Below are 20170 nucleotides of genomic sequence, written 5' to 3' on the forward strand. Positions count from 1 at the left end.
TAAAAGAGCACAGTACACGGTTGAACCCGTAAGCTGTGCTCTTCTTTATCTCATTCAGCATTTATCCATTTACCCCGTTAAAGTGCAAGACATTAATTTAAAACCGCTCGATCACTTTCCATCTGCTTGCCGCGAATTCTCTGGAACTCCTGAAGAAGTTTTTCGATCGTAAGACGCTGCTTCTCTTTTCCACTAACATTAAAAATAATTTGTCCCTTATCCATCATGATTAATCGATTTCCTAAATCTAAAGCTTGCTGCATGTTGTGGGTAACCATTAAGGAGGTAAGTTTAAATTTTGAAACAATTTCACCTGTAAGCTTTGTAATTAATTCTGCTCGAGCGGGGTCAAGAGCTGCTGTATGTTCATCCAATAATAATATTTTTGGTTCTGTGAACGTTGCCATTAGTAGTGATAATGCTTGACGCTCGCCTCCAGAAAGCAAGCCAACCTTTGCGGTAAAGCGATCTTCAAGCCCTAAATTTAACGTTTCTAGGTATTCTCGAAATAGATCACGCCTTTTTTTATTTACACCAATACGTAGGGTTCGCTTCTTATTTCGCGAGTAAGCCATCGCTAAATTCTCTTCGATTGTCATGCTTGGAGCCGTCCCCGCCATTGGATCTTGAAACACACGGCCAATGAGAGCTGCACGTTTGTATTCAGGGAGATGTGTGACGTGTTTGTTATCAACTATGACATCACCTACATCAACCATTAAAGACCCTGAAATGGCATTCATCATCGTTGATTTCCCTGCACCATTACTGCCAATTACAGTCAGGAAGTCTCCTGGTACGAGAGTTAAGTTAATATCCTGTAACGCTTTTTTTTCGTCAGGCGTACCTTCGTTGAATGTGATACTAATATTTTTAAGATGTAGCACGATGCTTACCTCCTTCGCCAGTGCTTTCATACGCTAATTTTTCCGCTCGCTTACGTACACGTCTTTTTCTTTCTCGCTGTGAATCTAGAATTTTAGGAGTCACTAACGCTGCAATAACAATGATAGCTGTAATAAGTTTCATGTCACCAGTTTCAAGAAATTCCGCTCGTAATGCTAATGTGACAACCATGCGATAAATTATCGCACCACCGATGACTGCAAGTGTTGTGCGAGCTATTGTCTTTGTTCCAAATAACGCTTCGCCAATAATCACAGAAGCTAAGCCGATAATGATCATTCCTATTCCCATCCCAACATCAGCAAACCCTCCATACTGGGCGATTAATGCACCAGATAAGGCAACAAGACCATTTGATATACCGAGTCCTAAAATGATTAACCAATCGGTATTCGCTGAAAAACTTCGAATCATTCGCTTATTGTCACCTGTAGCGCGTATGGCCAAGCCGATTTCTGTTTTTAAGAAGTAGTCAGTCAATAGCTTAATTAACACTGTTACAACAATCATAAATATGAGAATCGCCCAGGTTCTTGGAAAGTGAGTAGCACCGAAAAAACTGAGGATCGGATTAAAAAACGAATCAAACCCCAATCCTTGCCAGAATACCGTTAATTGTGTAAACAGCGTTTCTTCGTTTAATAGCGGAAGATTTGGTCGTCCCATAATACGTAAATTAATCGAATAGAGAGCAATCATCATCAGAATTCCAGATAGTAACGGATTGATCTTTCCTTTTGTATGAATCATTCCCGTCACACATCCCGCTAAAAAGCCAGCAATAATGGCAGCAATCGTCGCCATAACCGGGGAGTACCCATTAATAATAAAGAGTGAGGCAACTGCAGCTCCTGTAACAAAGCTGCCATCAACCGTTAAATCAGGAAAATCTAAGATTCGAAAAGAAAGAAAAACCCCTAATGCCATTAAAGCGTAAATGACTCCAGATTCAACCGAACCAAATATTGAAATGATCACGAGCCATCAAATCCTTTCATAGTAAATCAGTTATGCGCTTCTACAAGCATTTGCAGCAGAAGCGCATAAGCTACCTTCACCCTTACTCTACAAGCTCAGCCGAGGTATCCCATTCATCGTTCCATGTTACACCTTGAGCCTCTGCGGAACTTCGATTGATGAGAAGCTGCATATTGGGTGGAATTTCTACAGGGATGTCCGCATTTGTTTTATCACCTTTCAGAATCTCAGCTGCCATTTCCCCTGCACGGTGGCCAATCGTGAAATAATCAATCCCAAAGGATGCAAACGCACCACGCTTTAATGAATCAGGCTCTCCAACAATTAATGGGATGCTATGATCATTTCCTACTGAAGCAACGGTTTCAATCGCAGATACAACCGTATTATCCGTGACAATATAAAAGACATCAATATCACCAACAAGTGTTGTGGCTGCCTGTTGCACTTCGGCCGATGTAGAAACACTTCTTGTAACTAAAGTTAAATCCGCTCCTTCAATTGCCGCTTCTAACGACTCAATTTGAGCCACAGAATTTTGTTCACCTGAATTATAAATGGTTCCAACCCTTGCATTCGGAAAGTTGGTCTCGATAAATTCCACGGTCATTTCAATTGCTTCAGGATGTAGATCAAGGACTCCCGTAATGTTTTCACCTGGTTCATCCAGTGATGTTACTAGTCCAGCCCCGACTGCGTCAGTTACGGACGTGAATACAATTGGAATCTCCTTTGTAGCATTTAATGCGGCTAGTGCACTTGGAGTAGAGTTAGCAAAAATCAGATCAACATTGTTACCGACAAAATTGGTTGCAATCGTGTTTGCATTGTTTTGATCACCTTGAGCATTTTGAAAGTCGTAGGTAACATTCTCTCCTTCAACAAAACCATTGCTTGCTAGTGCATCTTTGAAGCCTTCATATGCGGCATCTAATGATGGATGCTCGACAATTTGGGTTGCGCCAATACGAATTTGTTCAGATTTTTCTGCTACTGCTTGATCCCCGTCTGATTGCTCGGCTTGGTCTTCACCTTGAGGTTCTGCATTTTCCTCTGGAGCATTCGTATCTTCTGCTCCACATGCCGCTAAAACAAGTACACTAATTAGTAATGCCCCAATCATTGCAACCCACTTTTTGTTCATTCCTTTTCCTCCTACTTAAAATTTTTTTGAATTTAAAGCGCTTACATTTTATATTGAAAAGGGGGTGAACTAACTAATCAGGTTAAGCCTCTTACTCTCGCCACCTTAAGTTAATGTGGTAGAGCAAGACTAGATACATTTTTTGTAAAAATTTTAGGCACTAAGAAAAAGTTTTATAAAAAATCCCGTACGATTTATCTGCGAATATCCCATTTAGGTCTTCGACTTTGTAGGAAAAAACGATTTAGTCTTGCACGATCTTCAAGTCTTTTTTTACATAGACGGTTTGCCGCTTCAACCGTTGTCATTTGTTCGCTTACCGATTTTTCAAATACCTCTAACAATGACGTGTAAATCGATTTTGTCTTAGCGATGATACGCTCTTTATTAGGTCCATATAATTCGTCAGCTACTTGGATAAGCCCACCGCTATTCACAATATAATCAGGTGCATAAAGGATCCCTTTTTCTTGAAGTCTTTCCGCCATTTTTTCATAGGACAATTGATTATTCGCTGAACCGACAATCGCTTTTATTTCAAATTGTTCAATTGTCTCGTCATTAATGACTCCACCAAAAGCACATGGAATATAAATATCAGCTTTTACACGATAGATCTCTTTATTCGTAACAACGTTTACCTTAGTACCTAACTCATTCCCTCTCTCTTTTATTTTCTGAAGGACGGTTTCATCAATATCAGTTACATAGATTTCAGCACCCTCCATTGCTAGCCGCTCTGCGACCTTGTAACCAACTTTACCTAATCCTTGAATGGCATATGTTCGATTCGTTAACGTCTCATCTCCAAATAGAACATTATTTGTCGCTTTCAGTCCATAGATAACGCCTTGTGCAGTTGGGATGGAAGAATCTCCACTTCCTCCGTACGCTTCGGGAACACCAACAATGCAATTGGTTTCTTTTGACGCATAAATAAAATCATTCATCGTCGTCCCCATATCGGTGCCGGTATAAAAGCGTCCATTCAAAGAATCAACAAACCGTCCAAAGGCTCGAAACATCTCTGGCGATTTATCTTTTGCAGGGTCACCAATAATCACCGCTTTTCCGCCACCAAAATCAACGTCTGCCGCTGCACATTTGTACGTCATTCCTTTAGAAAGGCGTAAAACATCATTCACTGCTTCTTCAATAGATGAATAGGGTCGCATACGACAGCCACCAAGCGCAGGGCCTAATGTCGTATCATGAATCGCAATAATTGCTTTAAGGCCTGTCTGTCGATCGTTACAAAAAACCACTTGCTCATGTTCCGTAAAATTAGCGTATAACTCAGTTTGTATACCCATCGAACGCTCTAATAGACTCATAGAAAACAAACCCTCCATGTAAATTCCATGTTCAAACAAACATGATGAATTTTTTTACGTATTCATAATATGAATGGCATGACCTAGGGCTGCTTCTGCCGCTTCCAACCAACCTTCGCTTAACGTTGGATGTGGATGAATTGAGAGTGCAATATCCTCCACCCGTGCAGCTAACTCCAAAGAAAGTACGCCTTCACCGATAAGGTTAGAAGCATCTGGACCTACAATATGCATACCAAGTAAAAGGTGGTTATCTTCATCAACAATCACTTCGGCAAATCCTTCTGCTTCATTTGTTGCTAAAGCTCTACCGTTTGCTTTGAATGGAAATTTCCCAATTTTGATGCTATGACCATGTTTCTTTGCCTCTTCAGCAGTCATGCCAACACCTGCTACTTGCGGATCTGAGAAAATCACGTATGGGATGTAAGGGGAATCGAAAGAGCTTGGCAAGCCGCTAATCACTTCTGCAGCGACAATTCCTTGCTTTGATGCCTTATGAGCTAATGCAGGGCCTGAAGTAATATCACCAATGGCAAAAATATGAGGTACAGTGGTCCTGCCTTCTGAATTAACTGATATATAACCTTTTTCGTCCTTCGTGACAGCTGTTTGTTCTAAGCCAATACGATCGGTATTTGGGAGCCGCCCGATTGTAATAAGTACTTTATCACTTTCAATGATTTCCTCTCCCTGTTCCTTAGAAAAAGCATGAAGATGCACCTTTCCACCTTCTATGTTTGCTTGAGTAACCTTTGTCAACGTTTTGATGTTAATACCCAGCTTGTTTACCTTTCGTATTACTTCCTTAGATAATCCAGAAGCTACTTGAGGTAAAATTCGTTCAGACAGCTCAATGATCGTCACGTTTGAGCCTAACTTCGTAAAGGCAATCCCCATTTCAATACCGATGTACCCGCCACCTACAATAGAAAGCTCTGATGGGATTTCCGTTAACTCAAGTGCTGTAGAGGAATCTAAGATATATACGCCATCCACCTCTAAAAAGGAAGGAATAAATGGTCTCGATCCTGTTGCAATAATTGCTTGGTCAAACTTATAGGTTTCAAAGTCTCCACCTGTTTCAACGCCAATACGTTCATTAGAAAGGAAGCTTGCCTCTCCTTTTATAACCGTAACGCCATTTTTTTCACAGAGCTGAGCAATCCCTTTGTTTAACTGGGATACAATCCCTTCTTTCCATTCCTGCCAAACACCCATGTCAAAAGGGTTGACATCTTTAGAAATACGAATGCCCATTTTCTCAGCATCATTCAATTTGTGAAGTTGCTCCGCCGTATGAATCAACGCCTTTGAAGGAATGCAGCCTTTGTTCAGGCAAACACCTCCTAGCTTTTCTTTTTCGATTAAGATAACTGATTTTCCTAGCTGACCTAGTCGGATCGCTGCGGCATAACCACCTGGTCCACCTCCAATGACAACAACATCCGTTTCCACTGCAACTTCTCCTACGACCATTTAGTTCATCTCCATAAACAAAAGATTTGGACTTTCAAGTAATTCAATGATTCGATTTGTAAACCTTACAGCTGTGACACCGTCAATGATTCGATGGTCAAATGAAAGAGAAATGTTCATCATTAATCGAATCACCCCTTCCCAGTCACGGACAACCATACGGGGCTCCATTTTGTGTAAAGCTAAAATCGCTACTTCAGGATGGTTGATGATCGGGGTAGCATGCTGTCCGCCAATCGGACCGACATTGCTAATCGTAAATGTACTACCAGTTAGTTGGCTTACACTCAATTTCCCTTCTCTTGCTTGAGAAGCCAATTGAGAAATCTCTTCAGCTAGTTGAAAAATGCTTTTTTGATCTGCATATTTAATGACTGGAACAATAAGCCCGTCGTTTGTATCGGTCGCTATACCGATATGATAATATTGTTTTAAAATGATTTCTTTTTTTTCATCATCAATCGATGCATTGAGAGATTTAAATTCTTTTAAGGCTGTAACAATCGCCTTTATAAAAAATGGCAAAAACGTTAATTTTATATTTTTCTTTTCAGCGTGTGCTTTTAATTGCCCCCTTATCTCTTTTAATGGCCCCATTTCCAGCTCATCAACATGAGTGACATGAGGAATCGTTGAAACAGATTTTGTCATCTGTTCTGCAATTTTTTTGCGAATCCCTTTGAGTGGAATTCTCTCCTCCGTTTCCTGAATGATTCCTTCACTTCTAGGTTGCACTGCTTGCTTCTCTTCGTTCTTCTCTGCAACATTTGTTGGTGCTGTCTTTATTGATGTTTGCATGGAATGTTCTTTACCGTCTTGGGAAAACTGTTGCAAATCCTGCTCAGTTATTCGACCAGCGGCACCCGTTCCTCGTACTTTTTCTAAATCAATGTTCATTTTTCTTGCCATTTGTCGAACAAACGGGGTTGCTAGCGCCCGTCTTGTTTCCATTATTGAGGAATCAATCGGGATAAGGCCCCTACTTTTCCCTTCTTCATGTTTTTCAGTTGACTCCTCTGTTTCTGAGAATCGTTCTGTTGCTCCCTCCTCAATGATTGTAAAAATTGTTGTACCGACTTCTACTATCTCTCCCTCAGAGAAAAAAATCTTTTGAATGATCCCATCTACTGGTGCAGTTAGCTCGGCATTCACCTTGTCAGTCTGAACTTCAACGACTGGTTGATCCTGTGTTACCTTATCACCTTCAGAAATAAGCCATGTTAAGATTTCGCCTTCATGCATGCCTTCCCCAACATCAGGGAGTTTAAATTCAAGCATTTGTCTCTCCCCTTTTCTAAAAAGATACCGTTTCTTCAATCCCTTTTTTCACGCGATCAATGGTCGGTAAATAATCATCTTCTACCGAAAATTGAGGAACTGGCACATCAAACCCTGTCACTCGTTTGATAGGTGCCTTCAGATAGATCAATGCCTCTTCATTAATCATGGCAATGATTTCACCGCCGAGGCCTGATGTTTTATGGGCTTCGTGAACGATAAGTGCTCGACCCGTTTTTTTGACTGTCGCAATGATTGTGTCTCGGTCAAGAGGAAAGAGTGTACGTAAATCGACGATTTCACATGTCCAGCCCTTTTCAGCTTCAATCCGTTTTGCTGCTTGCAATGCTTCTCTTACCATTGCCCCCCATGCAAAAATCGATAAATCACTGCCTTCTTGGACTACCTTCGCCTTGCCGATTTTTATGCGATACATCTCCTCTGGAACTTCTTCCCTGAAAGCGCGGTATAATTTTGTTGGCTCTAAAAAGATAACAGGATCTGGATCTTCAATTGCCGCTATGAGCAATCCTTTGGCATCATAGGGGTTGCTTGGCGCCACAACCTTCAGCCCTGGTATATGAGCAAAAAGATTTTCAACACTTTCAGAGTGGAGCTCAGGGCCACGAATTCCCGCACCATAAGGTGTCCGAATCACAAGCGGCACGCCAAATTGTCCGCGGGTACGATACCTCATCCGAGCTGCATGGGAAACAATTTGTTCAAAGCCTGGGTAGATAAACGCTAAAAATTGTATCTCCACAACTGGAATCTTACCATTAAGTGCCAAGCCAATCGACGAACCAATGATACCTGCCTCTGCTAATGGGGTATCAACAACCCGGTCAGATCCATATTTTTCAAGCAAACCCTCTGTTGCACGAAAGACCCCTCCATTCACACCAATGTCCTCGCCTAGAAGTATCACTCGGTCATCTTCAGCTAATTTTTGATCAAACACCTCTGTAATCGCTTGAACCATCGTTATTTTGCGGCTCATGATTCATTCACGTCCTTCTTGATGAATTGCTTCCATTCTTGCTTCTGTTCATTAATGTTCCAAGGAGCTTCAGCGTATACATGGTCGAACATGTGAAGTGGATCCGCTTTTTGATATGATTCAGCCTTTTTTAAATGCTCATCAATTTTTTGCTGGACCTGATTTAATAGCTCTTGCTCTTTTTCAGCGTTCCAGAGCCCCTTTTTCATTAAATATTTTTGCAAACGAGTCAGCGGGTCGCGGGTCTCTCTCCATTCCTTTGACAGATTCTCTTGATCACGATATTTTTTCGGATCGTCAGCTGTTGTGTGCGCACCATAACGGAAGGTGTTTGCTTCAATTAAAGTCGGCCCTTCCCCTCTTTTAGCCCTTTCAACTGCCTCTGCTACAGCTAAATAAACGGCAAAGATATCATTCCCATCGACCAATACACCTTCCATATCGTAGGCGGCAGCTCTTTGAGCAATGGTTTTAGAGGCAGATTGCTTTTCAAAAGGCACGCTAATGGCATAGCCATTGTTTTGACAAAAAAAGATAGTTGGTGTTTTAAAAACGCCAGCAAAATTAAGAGATTCGTGAAAATCCCCTTCAGAAGTGGCTCCATCCCCAAAATAGGCAATGCTAACATTTTTTTCACCTTTTAATTTACTTGCCCAAGCTGTGCCGACAGCATGAACCATTTGAGTTGCAATGGGAACGGCCGGCGGCATAATGCGTCTTCCCTCAGGACTTATGGAACCATCAATATGCCCCATCCAATAAAGGAAAATACGAAACATTTCTTGCCCATGAATGATCGCCGCAGCATGATCTCGATAAGTTGGAAACATCCAATCATCAAGCGCTAAGGCCATTGCACTTCCAACCTGAGAAGCCTCTTGACCTTCAAAAGGTGCGTATGTGCCCATTCGTCCTTGTCTCTGTAAGTTAACTGATTTTCGATCGAAGGCTCTTGTAAATAACATGTTTTCATACATTTTTACCATTAATGACTCATCGATCTTTCCAGTAATGGATGTCTTAAGCTCACCCTCAGGAGATAAGACTTGAAACAAACGCTCCTCATAGGATTCAAACACATTCAGTTCACTGCTCTTCATCGCCATCAAAAACCAACCTCCTCTACCATTTTGTTACCGCTTACATATTCGTTTTTTAAAATACATCGTAAATAGCTTGAAACGACTCGCCCCTTCCCTTGGGATGAATTTGAGTTCGTCGTATTAATTTGTGTACCATTCAATTAAAGGGGTGTGAGAGGAAAGGCGGCTACATTGTGTTATCAACTGTTTGAAACTCCTTCCTTTTTTCAAAATAAAAAACGGTTCTAATTTGACGAATAGTACATTGTTTTGTCTATTTAATTACTTACTATTAGTATAAAAGAATGAATGAGTAACCTATATATCAAAGAGGATGAATTTTTTGAATTATTTTTATATTTCGTATAAATTTCAATGTATTTTGCTTCGCTTTGTAATGTCGCTAATAATTGTTAGAAATTAAAGCTTTTCAAACAAAATAGCACAGTCGAATGAACAGGTCGGTTTTTAAAAGGTTCTCTGTCGGACCTTTTTTTTCGAAACGCTAAAAAGTCTCTCAAAAGATTGAGCTTTTGAGAGACTTTTTTAGTCAAAGACATCATTGGGTACTCTACATCTTAAGATGTTAAGAATCGATTGTCCGTCACTTGCCTGTTTTTCCCTATACGCAATTGGCAGTAAAGCAAAGAACCCATAATAAATAGAAAAAGATCCAAATTGATAAAAAATTTGTCTTTCGGGTAAAAACATCAACAATTATTAAGACGTTAATAATTAGCTCCATTGAAACAAAATTCACCAGTCACCTTTCCTTCTAATTAGAAGGTCGGGAGATAACCTAGTAAAAAACTTAACAACTTTTAATTTTGCCGTCAAGTCATCGACTCAATAATACCTACGGCTCATGGATGGTTGGAAGCATATTTTTGTTTTGAACAGGGGATTTTAGTACGATGGATGTATTAATGATCCCATATGGGATTAAATGATCGATTAACCTATTTAAATGATCCATATCATTTACAGCTGCTTTTAGTAGGTAGTTGACCATTCCAGTAACCCGGTGACATTCAAAAATATCTGGATGATTAATAATCATTTTTTCAAACTCATCATATGGAACACTCACTTCACTTACTTGAATAAACAAAAGAACATTACGGCCTACCGAGGCTGGAGGTACACTTGCTGTAATTTTATCGATAATCCCACGCTCTTTAAGACGAGTTAAGCGCTCTGAAACACTTGGTCGACTGAGGGATAATTCCTTTGATAAGTCACTTAAGGTGATCCTCCCATCCCCTTGCAAAATTTCAAGTAGTCGAATATCAGTCTTATCCATCGTCTCACCTACCTTAAGGTCTTAGCAATGCTATCTTATACACTTTTTTAATAACATATAATTAATATATCGTTATTATAACGCAATATCATTTTATCATCATATAATAATTTCTGTCCAATACATTAATCCCACTATTAATAACAGAATTCATTTTTTCTTACATATGTATTCTTAATATAATCCGCTGATACCTTGAAGATTTTACACTTCTCTAAGAGATTGTATTCATAAATCATTTCTATAAATAAGTAAAAAGTCCTTTTACTCTTTAGATCAAAGAGATATATTCAATCGTTTTTCGTCAGATCGTACACTTGCATCGACGCAATTTATAACAACAAGCACTCCTAGATTATGTTCACAGTTGGGTGAAGGAAAAAGGATTTGACCATGTTGGCCTTTCTCAGGATTACAGCGAATTGACGCCCGCCATTTTATGAAGAAAAATTGAATTATAAAAAAGTGAGCTATGCGTTTTTGCACAAACTTAATTAACATAATATAATTATTTTAAACTTAGGTAGAGAATACCCACTTATGCCTTTTCTTACATGACATGAAATTGTTTAAACTGGTCGTATTCATGCACAAAACACCGTTTGAATTCTCAAACGGTGTTGAATTTGTTATCTAATTCTTACATTGTAACTTGAATAACTACTTTTATCGTATTCATCATTTAGTCTCTTTTTATGAAACCGCTTCGAATTCACTTGTTTCAGCATTTGCAATGAAACCATATACGGATACTGTTTTTGGGATTAAGGGATGCCTTTGAATTAAATCAATGTTTTTTTGAATCATCATTTTTGAGTCTTGGGGAGCTCCTAACCATTTTAATACATCATTTCCAATGACATCTATATACTCAATTGTTTGTATTGTTTTCTTTGTAATACCAGCTTCTTGAAATTTGGAATACCATTCATCTTCTTTTAACAAATTTTCATTGTTGTTCATTTCACCAATAATATAAATTTCATCTACATCCTCGTGGAACACAGCCATAATGATATTTCTAATCGTGCATCCATAGGGTTGTGAAATGACAGCCCCATAATTGTTGATAATCATCAACTCTTCTGTTTTTTTATTTGTGATTAAAGGAAACAATGGATATAGCTTTTCATTTAAGCCCGTTATTACTAATGCTTTTTTACTCATTGAACCATTTATTTTAGTCATAAGATCCCCTCCTATTGTATCCACTGAGCGATTTCGTAATATACAGGTATTCCGATGATAAGATTAAAAGGAAACGTAACTCCTAAGGATAAGCCTAAGTAAATGGATGGATTTGCTTCTGGTACAGACGTTTTTAAGGCTGCTGGTGCCGCGATATAAGAAGCACTTCCTGCAAGCACTCCCATTAAGGTAGCTCCACCAAAAGATAAACCGACAAGGCTTCCTACAAAAACACCTAAACTCCCGAATAAAAGAGGGGCTACTATTCCAAAAAGGAGTATTTTTAAACCATGTGCTTTAACTTCTGGCAATCGTTGTCCTGCGAGCAACCCCATGTTCAATAGAAACAGAATTAAAGCACTATTATATAAATCCATAAATAAAGGCTTAACCATTGGTACAGCACGTTCTCCAAGAACTAAGCCTATCAATAAACTTCCTAACAGCAGCAAGACACTTTTTCCAAATATACTTTCTTTTAATACTTCTCTATCAATGAACTTCACTGAAGCTGGAAGAAATCCCATACTTTGAGAGGAAAGCTCAGGTACAGCATTGTTTTTCTCTATGATTTTTAATAGTAGTAATGAAACTAAAATGGCAGGGCTTTCCATGAGAACAACCAAAGCATTCATAAACCCTTCATAGGTTGTTCCATTTTTCTCTAGAAATGAAATCGCTGAGCCATAGGTAACGATACTGACAGAACCATAAGTGGCTGCTAATCCAATCGAATTTTTTAGGTCCATTTTCATTAACCGCAATATAAAAAGAGTAATAAAAGGAATTGCAATTCCTAAAAACAATGCACCAAGTATTGGGTTAATCACAGATTCAATAGAGTACTTGGAAAGTTCAATACCCCCTTTTAATCCAATGGCGATTAATAAGTAAATACTTAAGCCTTCACTTAGTCCATTTGGGAATTTTAAGTCTGATTTAAAAACAGCAGCTATAATTCCTAATACAAAAAATAATACGACAGGTGATAATAAATTTTCTAAAATGATTTCAGACATTCTAGCTCCCACCCCCTAATAATATTTTCCAATAAAAAAACCGACAATTTTCAGAATTAAAATGGTTTTCACCATTGATTTTGAAAATTGTCGGTTTAACTTCAACTAACTATATAAGTTTTTTGAAGATCTCCCTTTTTGCACATATTGTATTTAATTTTTAAAACGTTTCTCTATGTCACTGCATAATTTGAATACCATCACCCGTTCTCCTGTACGAGTGCTTATATCAGTGTGAAAACTTATAATTTCTTCACCAGTTATATTTCGAATAATTTCCTTAAGATCTTCTAATCCTGATTCAACCAAATTAGATCGAATCCTCTTTATTGACAACATTCCCTCCTTGGTTTTACAAACTGAATACTCAGCAGGTGTGAGAATAGCACGTAAAGTCACAATAATCATATCTCGTAAGATATCTGCTTTAACAGATATTGAGCCACGTCCAAGGAAATCTTTTTCCCATTGAGTGATCGCTTTACTAATTTCTGCTTCAATAAACCCTTTTGATTTGTTCATAACTTTCTCCTCTAACAAAAAAATCGGTATATCCCCATTCTAGTCTCCTAGTTAAGAATATACCGATTTATTTTATTCTTTACTTCTTTTATAAAATTGCTTTTTCATACAGTCAATTAAATCATTGAACAATATGCTAAAGCTCTTAATCAATGAGAAGTTTAAATAAACATCACTCGGTATTAAGTTAAATCATACTTTACCTTTAAGTTTAGAGTATGTCAAGATATAAATACGAAAAAATTTTCCCAACATTCAAACACAGATTTACCCCATGTTGATATAAATTTACTTTAAATCTCTTCGAGGTTTAATTTCTTTCAATAACCCCAGCTCTATCTATGTTCAGCTCCTCATTCGATCCTTAGTATTTCTAGTTCGTCAGTGATTCTTAGTGCTTCTCTTTTCACTTTAGCATTCAAGAATTATCCAAACGAATGACTTTCTTTTAATTGAGGTTTAGTCATCTGCTCTAACTCTTCAAGTACGTCATGGCTCGAAAGAATGACCATTTATTGTTAGATGGTTATCTGTTCTAATTCAAATCCATGATTTGTCATGTGAAAATGGAGTGTACTCGCTTCTTCCTCAGTTAAGCCTTCAAGCTCCCCACTTTCATTTTGTTGGCATAGAATGAACGTTCCATACAGTTTCTTTACTTTGCTGTTACAATGCAGCACACCCTCTTTATGGCAAACGAGGGCATAGAATGAATCATTTACGTGAAATGACAATACTTTCATGTCCCCAGCCATTCGCTGATTCACTTCGGAAAAGGAATCGACCGTTTCAATGGTTGGCTGTTTCAATGGATCACAAGACACAACTCTCACATGGCTGCCTCCTCTACTTTTCATTCAGTAGTGTCGACATATTTGCAGCCTTTCATACCTTTCCTGTACAGAATGCTCACATTTACTTGTTAATTAAACGCTTCAACAAAGTCTTTGCTTCATTTTCAATAATGATTAAATGCTTCTGTTCCTTTTGTACAAATCCTTGATCAATCATGTGATCAAACAATGCAATGAATGGCGTGTAGTATCCATTTACATTAAGTAGGCTGCATGGCTTTTGATGATAGCCAATTTGAGCCCATGTAAATACCTCAAACCACTCTTCTAGAGTTCCAGCTCCCCCTGGCAAGGCAATAAATGCATCCGAAAGCTCGGCCATCATTGCTTTACGTTCATGCATGGTTTCAACGATGTGAAGCTCCGTAAGGCCATGATGGGCTAATTCGATGTTCGCAAGTTTTTTTGGCATCACACCAATAACTTCGCCTCCTCCTGCCATCACACCTTCAGCAACAGCACCCATGCAGCCAACAACAGCACCGCCATAGACAAGTCCAATTCCCTTAGCAGCAAGTAATTTCCCGAGATTTTTCGCCTCATTCACGTAAATAGGATCACGTCCTGAGCTAGACCCACAAAATACGGCAATTCGTTTCATGATCTTTTCTCCTTTATACACAAGAAAGAAGGCATAGGTTATCACCTACACCTAATTGTTTTAAGATTTTAAAATTGATACAGACGACGATATTTTTCTTCAAGATAGCGGACCAATGGCTGTGAATCAATCCCGCCTCCCGTAATATCTTTAATGATTTCCGCCGGTTTTTTTAATTTTCCATACTGGTGAACATTTTTCGTCATCCATTGACGAATCGGCTCATAATTCCCTTTTTCAATTAGATCGTCAAAGTTCGGTAATTCCTTATCAAGCGCTTCTTTTAGTTGTGCAGCGTAAATATAGCCAAGTGCATAGGAAGGAAAATAACCAAACGCACCGAACGACCAATGAACATCTTGGAGAATGCCCTCTCCATCATGGCTTGGTCGAATGCCTAGGTATTCTTCCATTTTATCATTCCAAATCGCAGGTAGTTCTTTAACCGCAATATCCCCTTGCATTAACGCCTTTTCAAGCTCGTAACGCAAAATGATGTGCAAGCAGTACGTTAATTCATCGCTTTCAATTCGAATTAACGATTGCTTTGATTGATTGACGGCAAAATAAAAATCATCAAGTGATACATCGTCAAACTGACCGGTTGAATGCTCCTTTAGCAGACTATAATTCCGTTTCCAAAAACGATAATTTTTACCGACGAATTTTTCCCAAAATAATGATTGTGATTCGTGAATGCCCATTGACGTTCCTGTACAAAGAGGGGTTCCAATTAATTCAGGAGAGATGTTTTGTTCATATAATGCGTGGCCTCCCTCATGAATGGTACCAAATAAAGAGACACGAAAATCGTCTTCATTGTATTTCGTTGTGACGCGGACATCATTTGGGTTAATCCCAATCGCAAATGGGTGAACGGTTTCATCGAGCCTTCCTGCTTCAAAGTCATAGCCAATTTCTTTTAAAATCGCATGACTAAGTTTCCGTTGATTCTCTTTCGGAAACTTTGTGAAAAGAAAATCCGTACGTGGCTGATGAGTTGAGTCAGTTACCCCTTTAACGAGTGGGATTAATTGCTCACGTAGCTCACCGAACACTCGATCAATGGTATCGACAAACACACCTGGTTCATAATCGTCTAACAGTGTATTATAAGGATGACCTTCATAGCCCCAATACCCCACAAACCGCTTTTTAAATTCAACGAGCTTTTCCAAATTGGGTCGAAACATTTCAAAATCTGCTTTGTTTTTTGCCTCTTCCCAAATTGATTCGGATTGTGATTGAAGCATCACATATTCCTTGTATTCTTCTTTTGGAATTTTTGCGTTTCGCTCAAAGGTTTTTAGGCATTCTTCGACCGATTTTTTCGTAATCTCAGACAATTGGTCCTGTACCGATTCATCACGAAGCTCTCCAAGAAAAGACGCCATTTCTTCAGATGTAGAAAGCTGAAACACTTCAGAAGAGAGGGTTCCAATGACCTCTGAACGCTGATGAACACCTTTTTTCGGAGCCCCAGTTCTCGAATCCCAAGCTAATAATGAAAGGGCTTGGCCATAATCCTCTATTTTTTTCACATATTCCATAAATTCTTTTTCAACCTTTTTAATATGCGCTGTCATCTAACTCCACCTTTCACGATTGCGTTTCAATGTATGTATTTCGAATTTCGAAACAGAAATTCCTGCTCTCATTTTAGCATTTTACGAAAAAAGTGCCGAATGATATGATTAGTGACTAGATAAGAAAAAATTTGGGGGTAGGCAATGATGATGTTTACAATTACTGACAATGCAGCACAGCTTTATATAGATGAAATTCAATTAAAGAAAGGAGACAGCTTACGCCTTTATGTACGTGTTGGCGGTGTCGGCTCAGGAGGATTTTCAGTCGGGGTGATGAAAGAAGAACCAAATGAGCGGTCATACTGTATAGAAAAGCAAGGGGTTATCTTTTCAATTAGCGAAGATAATTTCTGGTATTTTGATGGTATGACGATCGACTATAACGAAGACACAGGCTACTTAATCATTGAAAACCCGACATTTGAGAACATTGAACACCCTGAATTTAAGACAACAAAGGTGAAATAATACAAGTGCTTTCTCTTTTTAAATCAAAACAGTCTGCATGCACGAAATGCGGAAAGGAAATTGCAAACAATGAAGAAGCGTTTGCAAAAATTCGTTATCCTGAAATGAATGGGATGACCGCTATCAAAATCTGGCTAACACTTGAGGCGACCTTCTACGCTTAAATTATGTCTCTGAGAAACCTTTATAAACGGTTCCTTCCAATAAAGTCGGAGTAAACGTGAGTCCTGCACAGCTTCCTCACCTTTTTTAGCTTGGCTCCTTTTCCATCAAAAAAGCTCCTAACACAGGAGCTTTTAGTCTTTTTTCGCTTCGTTTAATTGATGGTCCATCTTTTCAAGTAGTTCTCTTGAAAATTCAAAAAACGCCATATCCACTCCTGTTTGATGAGCAAATGCTTCTTGATATCGTTTTTTTGCGTCATTTAATGCATTTGTGGCGGCTTTCAACTGGTCTTCATCCATTCCTCGGGTCGCCTGACCGACCATATGCTCTGCTGATTTTATCGCCATCTCCACTTGCTTTAAATCATTAAATCCGTAGCGTTCATCACTTGGATGAGTCATTCATACATCCTCCTCACACAGATAGCAGCGTTAAAACATTCATTAATTATTATGTGTCGCCCACAAAAAAATTATGCTTTCTACTAAATTCTTTTGGTTTGTGCTAATGATTACCCACTGCATTGCTTGCGAAAATTGCGCTGAAAGCACTCGAGCATTATCAACATGAACGACGCCTTTACAACGAGCCTGCTTTTTATCGAAATAGCATACCCAGGCTAAAAGAATGCTGAGGCGAGGGAAGAACAGCCAAGCGATGAAAAAAACGATTAGCAGCAAAGAAGGGGGGCTCACCAGCCGCCCGCGGAAAGGGAAGTGTATTTCCGAAGCGAATGCTATGCATCAACGATCATGACGTTCGGATTTCTCTTCAATAAAAACTCTTTTGTCCCAGCCCCTTTTTTCTAGTTTTTTATCATCCTATGAAAAAAGATCGTTTTGGTACTCATACGACTAGTTTATTTGTTTAATCAATTGAGCGAATCTTTCGTACAAAAAATGTGGAGAATTCTGTAAGTGTTCATGCTATAATGCTAACAAATAAAAGATTTGTTAGCCCGTACATAAACTTTAACCTTATATTTTACGAGGAGGCTCTTATGAACATTTTAGAAGCTCTAGCGATTTCTGCACCAGTTATTCAACAAATTTTGAAAGGTGAAGCAACAGTAGGAGTCATTAATAAGGAAAAATTTTTATGTTATTTGCCTTCAGACAAAATTGATTTTGGAATCAAAACAGGCGACCCTGTTTCTCCAAAAGATGAAAATTTACAAAACGCCCTAAAAGGGAAAATCGCACAAATTATTGTTCCAACAGAAGTGTATGGATTTCCTATCAATGCTACCTCTATTCCAATTAAAGATGAAAATGGTAAGGTAATTGGTGCTTTTGCATTCGGTTTTCCTCTTGAACGCCAACAAAAGCTTGATAACTATTTGGATCAAATTTATTCAATTGTCGAAGATTTACAAAACAAAGTCCAAGTGTTAGCTTCTCATTCTCAAGAACTAGCTGCATCTGGAGAAGATGTAAAGGAACAATCGGCTAGTGCTTTAGAAGATTCAAAGAAAACGAACGAAGTCGTTAATTTTATTAAACAAATCTCGAGACAAACTAATTTATTAGGCATCAATGCCTCAATTGAAGCATCAAGAGCTGGAAATGCTGGAGCAGGATTTAAAATCGTCGCAACAGAAGTACGGAAGCTGTCAACTGAAACGTCTGAAGCATCTGAGAAAATTAGCCATTCTTTAGGTGAAATTACATCAAGTATCAATCTCCTTTTAGAAAACATGGAACAAATTACGGGAGCCTCCAATGAACAAGCCGTTCTAGTCACTGACTTTAGTGAAATTATTGATAGGTTAAGTTCAATTAGTAACGAGTTGAAAGCGTTCACTAGCGATTTGTTGATCTAACTAAAATAAGCTAGCCTTCATTCTTGGCTAGCTTATTTTTTGATGGTTGGAGCTTTTCATTGCACGCTTTTCTCATTTAACTATTTTATAAACTCTTTTGTATCTTCACGCTTTGTAGTATTATCCAACCAAGGTAACCATTCTCGTTAGATAGTCTCTTGAATGATTGGTTAATTCAAATAGCCTTTCCCCATCTTTTAATTCAATTAGCTTTAAAGATAAGTCCTCATTAATTGTATGTACCTTAAATGGTTTATTTTGTATTTCAGCATACACCTTATTCGGAAATTCAAAAGTAATTTTTCATTATAACTATAAAAGCGGTCGTCAAATGACTGCTTATGTTTCTTTGGAATCTTTCTTTATCCAATATAAGTAACCAACGATGAATGTAATAATGACGAAAAGAATGAAATAAACGCTATAATAGGACATGTAATACTGGACTTTCATCCAATGATCCCCTAATTTTTTTCCTAATGTGATAAAAGTAAACCCCCAAAATATAGCTCCTGAGTATGCATAGATGGCAAACTTTTTATATGGCAAAGCATTAATTCCTGCTAGATAAGCGGTGATATGTCGTACCCCAGGAATAAAATAACCGATAAAAAGTAAAAAAGGACCTACCTTATTAAATAGCCTTTTTGTATAGTCAATCCTTTTTTCTGTTAAATGAATTTTGGGACCAAACTTTTCTAAGAAAGGTGTTCCTAACTTATTTCCCAAAAGGTAACTGATTGATATTCCAGCAATTGCTCCACTACATGCACTAATTAATGAAAAGAGATAGGACATTTTTCCTTGAGACACTATATAACCAACATACGTAAGAAGAACTTCATCAGGGATTGGCACTCCAATTATGCCCAATACTAAAGCTAAGATTAACCCTACATATCCAAAGTGCTCTAATAGATAATTGAAATGACTCTCCATTGTAAACCGCCTTTATTTTTTTGTTTTATGTGATTATGTTGGAGAGCATAACCATCAAAAAACTCTCTTTAGAATAATCATCTTTATTTAACCAAAAATAAAATTTATTAGCTATATAAAATAATGTTATTTCTGAAATGAAGAGCATGTCATCTCGCTTATTATTTATAATGTTACACGTCAAACGTTTTAATCTAAATCTTTTGCGTTTTTCCCCTTCACAAATCGATAAGCTAGATAAAAGATATATAACGGTGTCGCAATATAGATCAAATACGGAAATTGTTCATAGGTACCTCTATAAATGACAAATAAAGAGCACCCTAGAAAAATGGTCACGATTGTCCCGTATTTGGGAAGCGGTACTTCTTTTAAGCTTGGTATTCTTATTTTACTAACCATTAAAAAGCACAAAGCTGTAAAAACAACCGTGGTAATAAAATTTGGTAAACTCCCCCCAAATAAAGTAAGCAACGCTAAGATTCCACCGGCTGCCGTA

20 protein-coding genes and 1 pseudogene are annotated in these 20170 nt (G+C 38.2%); 3 read left to right on the plus strand and 18 right to left on the minus strand.

The annotated features are described in order from the left end of the window. Positions 1 to 92 precede the first annotated feature (92 nt). The 15 genes from BLT_RS0111165 to BLT_RS0111235 all read right to left on the minus strand — a co-directional run bounded on the left by BLT_RS0111165 (position 93) and on the right by BLT_RS0111235 (position 16274). The gene (locus tag BLT_RS0111165; RefSeq protein WP_017727879.1) at positions 93 to 887 is read right to left on the minus strand and encodes an ABC transporter ATP-binding protein; all 795 of its coding nucleotides are present in this window, start codon (positions 885 to 887) and stop codon (positions 93 to 95) included. Next, positions 874 to 1884, minus strand: coding sequence for an ABC transporter permease (locus tag BLT_RS0111170; protein ID WP_017727880.1), 1011 nt, complete (start codon positions 1882 to 1884; stop codon positions 874 to 876). The genes BLT_RS0111165 and BLT_RS0111170 overlap by 14 nt, the downstream gene beginning before the upstream one ends. An 82-nt stretch (positions 1885 to 1966) precedes the next feature. Continuing rightward, complete coding sequence (locus BLT_RS0111175; protein WP_017727881.1) at positions 1967 to 3028, minus strand: ABC transporter substrate-binding protein; 1062 nt, start codon at positions 3026 to 3028, stop codon at positions 1967 to 1969. Positions 3029 to 3222: 194 nt separating this feature from the next. Continuing rightward, entirely contained in the window at positions 3223 to 4362 is a 1140-nt protein-coding gene (locus BLT_RS0111180; RefSeq protein WP_017727882.1) for a Leu/Phe/Val dehydrogenase, read from the minus strand. A gap of 54 nt (positions 4363 to 4416) precedes the next feature. Beyond that, entirely contained in the window at positions 4417 to 5841 is a 1425-nt protein-coding gene (lpdA, locus tag BLT_RS0111185; RefSeq protein ID WP_017727883.1) for a dihydrolipoyl dehydrogenase, read from the minus strand. After that, positions 5842 to 7119 carry a dihydrolipoamide acetyltransferase family protein gene (locus BLT_RS0111190; protein ID WP_017727884.1) on the minus strand — a complete coding sequence of 426 codons (1278 nt, stop codon included), beginning with the start codon at positions 7117 to 7119 and terminating at the stop codon, positions 5842 to 5844. 16 nt (positions 7120 to 7135) lie between these two features. Continuing rightward, positions 7136 to 8119 carry an alpha-ketoacid dehydrogenase subunit beta gene (locus BLT_RS0111195; RefSeq protein WP_017727885.1) on the minus strand — a complete coding sequence of 328 codons (984 nt, stop codon included), beginning with the start codon at positions 8117 to 8119 and terminating at the stop codon, positions 7136 to 7138. After that, positions 8116 to 9225 carry a pyruvate dehydrogenase (acetyl-transferring) E1 component subunit alpha gene (pdhA, locus tag BLT_RS0111200; RefSeq protein WP_017727886.1) on the minus strand — a complete coding sequence of 370 codons (1110 nt, stop codon included), beginning with the start codon at positions 9223 to 9225 and terminating at the stop codon, positions 8116 to 8118. Before pdhA ends, BLT_RS0111195 begins: the two co-directional genes overlap by 4 nt. Positions 9226 to 10057: 832 nt before the next feature. Further along, positions 10058 to 10504 (minus strand): Lrp/AsnC family transcriptional regulator, encoded by a 447-nt coding sequence (locus BLT_RS0111205; protein ID WP_017727887.1) that lies wholly within the window; start codon positions 10502 to 10504, stop codon positions 10058 to 10060. A 693-nt stretch (positions 10505 to 11197) separates the two neighbouring features. Next, a complete protein-coding gene (locus tag BLT_RS0111210; protein ID WP_017727888.1) occupies positions 11198 to 11692 on the minus strand; it encodes a hypothetical protein in 495 nt (164 codons plus the stop codon). A gap of 11 nt (positions 11693 to 11703) precedes the next feature. Further along, on the minus strand, positions 11704 to 12711 hold the full coding sequence (locus BLT_RS0111215; protein WP_017727889.1) for a sodium-dependent bicarbonate transport family permease: 1008 nt from the start codon (positions 12709 to 12711) through the stop codon (positions 11704 to 11706). Positions 12712 to 12864: 153 nt separating this feature from the next. Beyond that, positions 12865 to 13233, minus strand: coding sequence for a DUF2294 domain-containing protein (locus tag BLT_RS0111220; protein ID WP_017727890.1), 369 nt, complete (start codon positions 13231 to 13233; stop codon positions 12865 to 12867). Positions 13234 to 13751: 518 nt separating this feature from the next. Continuing rightward, positions 13752 to 14066 carry a hypothetical protein gene (locus BLT_RS0111225; RefSeq protein ID WP_017727891.1) on the minus strand — a complete coding sequence of 105 codons (315 nt, stop codon included), beginning with the start codon at positions 14064 to 14066 and terminating at the stop codon, positions 13752 to 13754. Positions 14067 to 14148: 82 nt separating this feature from the next. Continuing rightward, entirely contained in the window at positions 14149 to 14688 is a 540-nt protein-coding gene (locus tag BLT_RS0111230) for an LOG family protein (RefSeq protein ID WP_017727892.1), read from the minus strand. A gap of 68 nt (positions 14689 to 14756) precedes the next feature. Beyond that, positions 14757 to 16274, minus strand: a complete 1518-nt coding sequence (locus tag BLT_RS0111235; protein ID WP_017727893.1) for a carboxypeptidase M32 — start codon at positions 16272 to 16274, stop codon at positions 14757 to 14759. A 144-nt stretch (positions 16275 to 16418) separates the two neighbouring features. Here BLT_RS0111235 and BLT_RS0111240 point away from each other — a divergent pair, with 144 nt between their 5' ends. Beyond that, positions 16419 to 16745, plus strand: a complete 327-nt coding sequence (locus BLT_RS0111240) for an iron-sulfur cluster biosynthesis family protein (protein ID WP_017727894.1) — start codon at positions 16419 to 16421, stop codon at positions 16743 to 16745. Positions 16746 to 16750: 5 nt separating this feature from the next. After that, positions 16751 to 16909: a hypothetical protein gene (locus BLT_RS23720; RefSeq protein WP_017727895.1), complete on the plus strand. Its 159-nt coding sequence runs from the start codon at positions 16751 to 16753 to the stop codon at positions 16907 to 16909. Positions 16910 to 17041: 132 nt separating this feature from the next. On the opposite strand, the gene BLT_RS0111250 is transcribed toward BLT_RS23720, so the two are convergent. Further along, on the minus strand, positions 17042 to 17311 hold the full coding sequence (locus BLT_RS0111250; protein ID WP_017727896.1) for a DUF2564 family protein: 270 nt from the start codon (positions 17309 to 17311) through the stop codon (positions 17042 to 17044). Between the two features lie 599 nt (positions 17312 to 17910). Between BLT_RS0111250 and BLT_RS0111255 the strand changes: the two genes are divergently transcribed. Next, entirely contained in the window at positions 17911 to 18732 is an 822-nt protein-coding gene (locus BLT_RS0111255) for a methyl-accepting chemotaxis protein (protein ID WP_017727897.1), read from the plus strand. A 339-nt stretch (positions 18733 to 19071) separates the two neighbouring features. Here the strand turns inward: BLT_RS0111255 and BLT_RS0111260 are convergent, their stop codons facing one another. Both BLT_RS0111260 and BLT_RS24470 read right to left on the minus strand, forming a co-directional pair. Beyond that, the gene (locus BLT_RS0111260; protein ID WP_017727898.1) at positions 19072 to 19671 is read right to left on the minus strand and encodes a DedA family protein; all 600 of its coding nucleotides are present in this window, start codon (positions 19669 to 19671) and stop codon (positions 19072 to 19074) included. A 189-nt stretch (positions 19672 to 19860) separates the two neighbouring features. After that, positions 19861 to 20170, minus strand: a pseudogene (locus tag BLT_RS24470) (CDP-diacylglycerol--serine O-phosphatidyltransferase); the annotation flags it as partial.

Origin of the sequence: Halalkalibacterium ligniniphilum (assembly GCF_000334155.1) — a bacterium.
Lineage (GTDB): Bacteria > Bacillota > Bacilli > Bacillales > Bacillaceae_D > Halalkalibacterium > Halalkalibacterium ligniniphilum.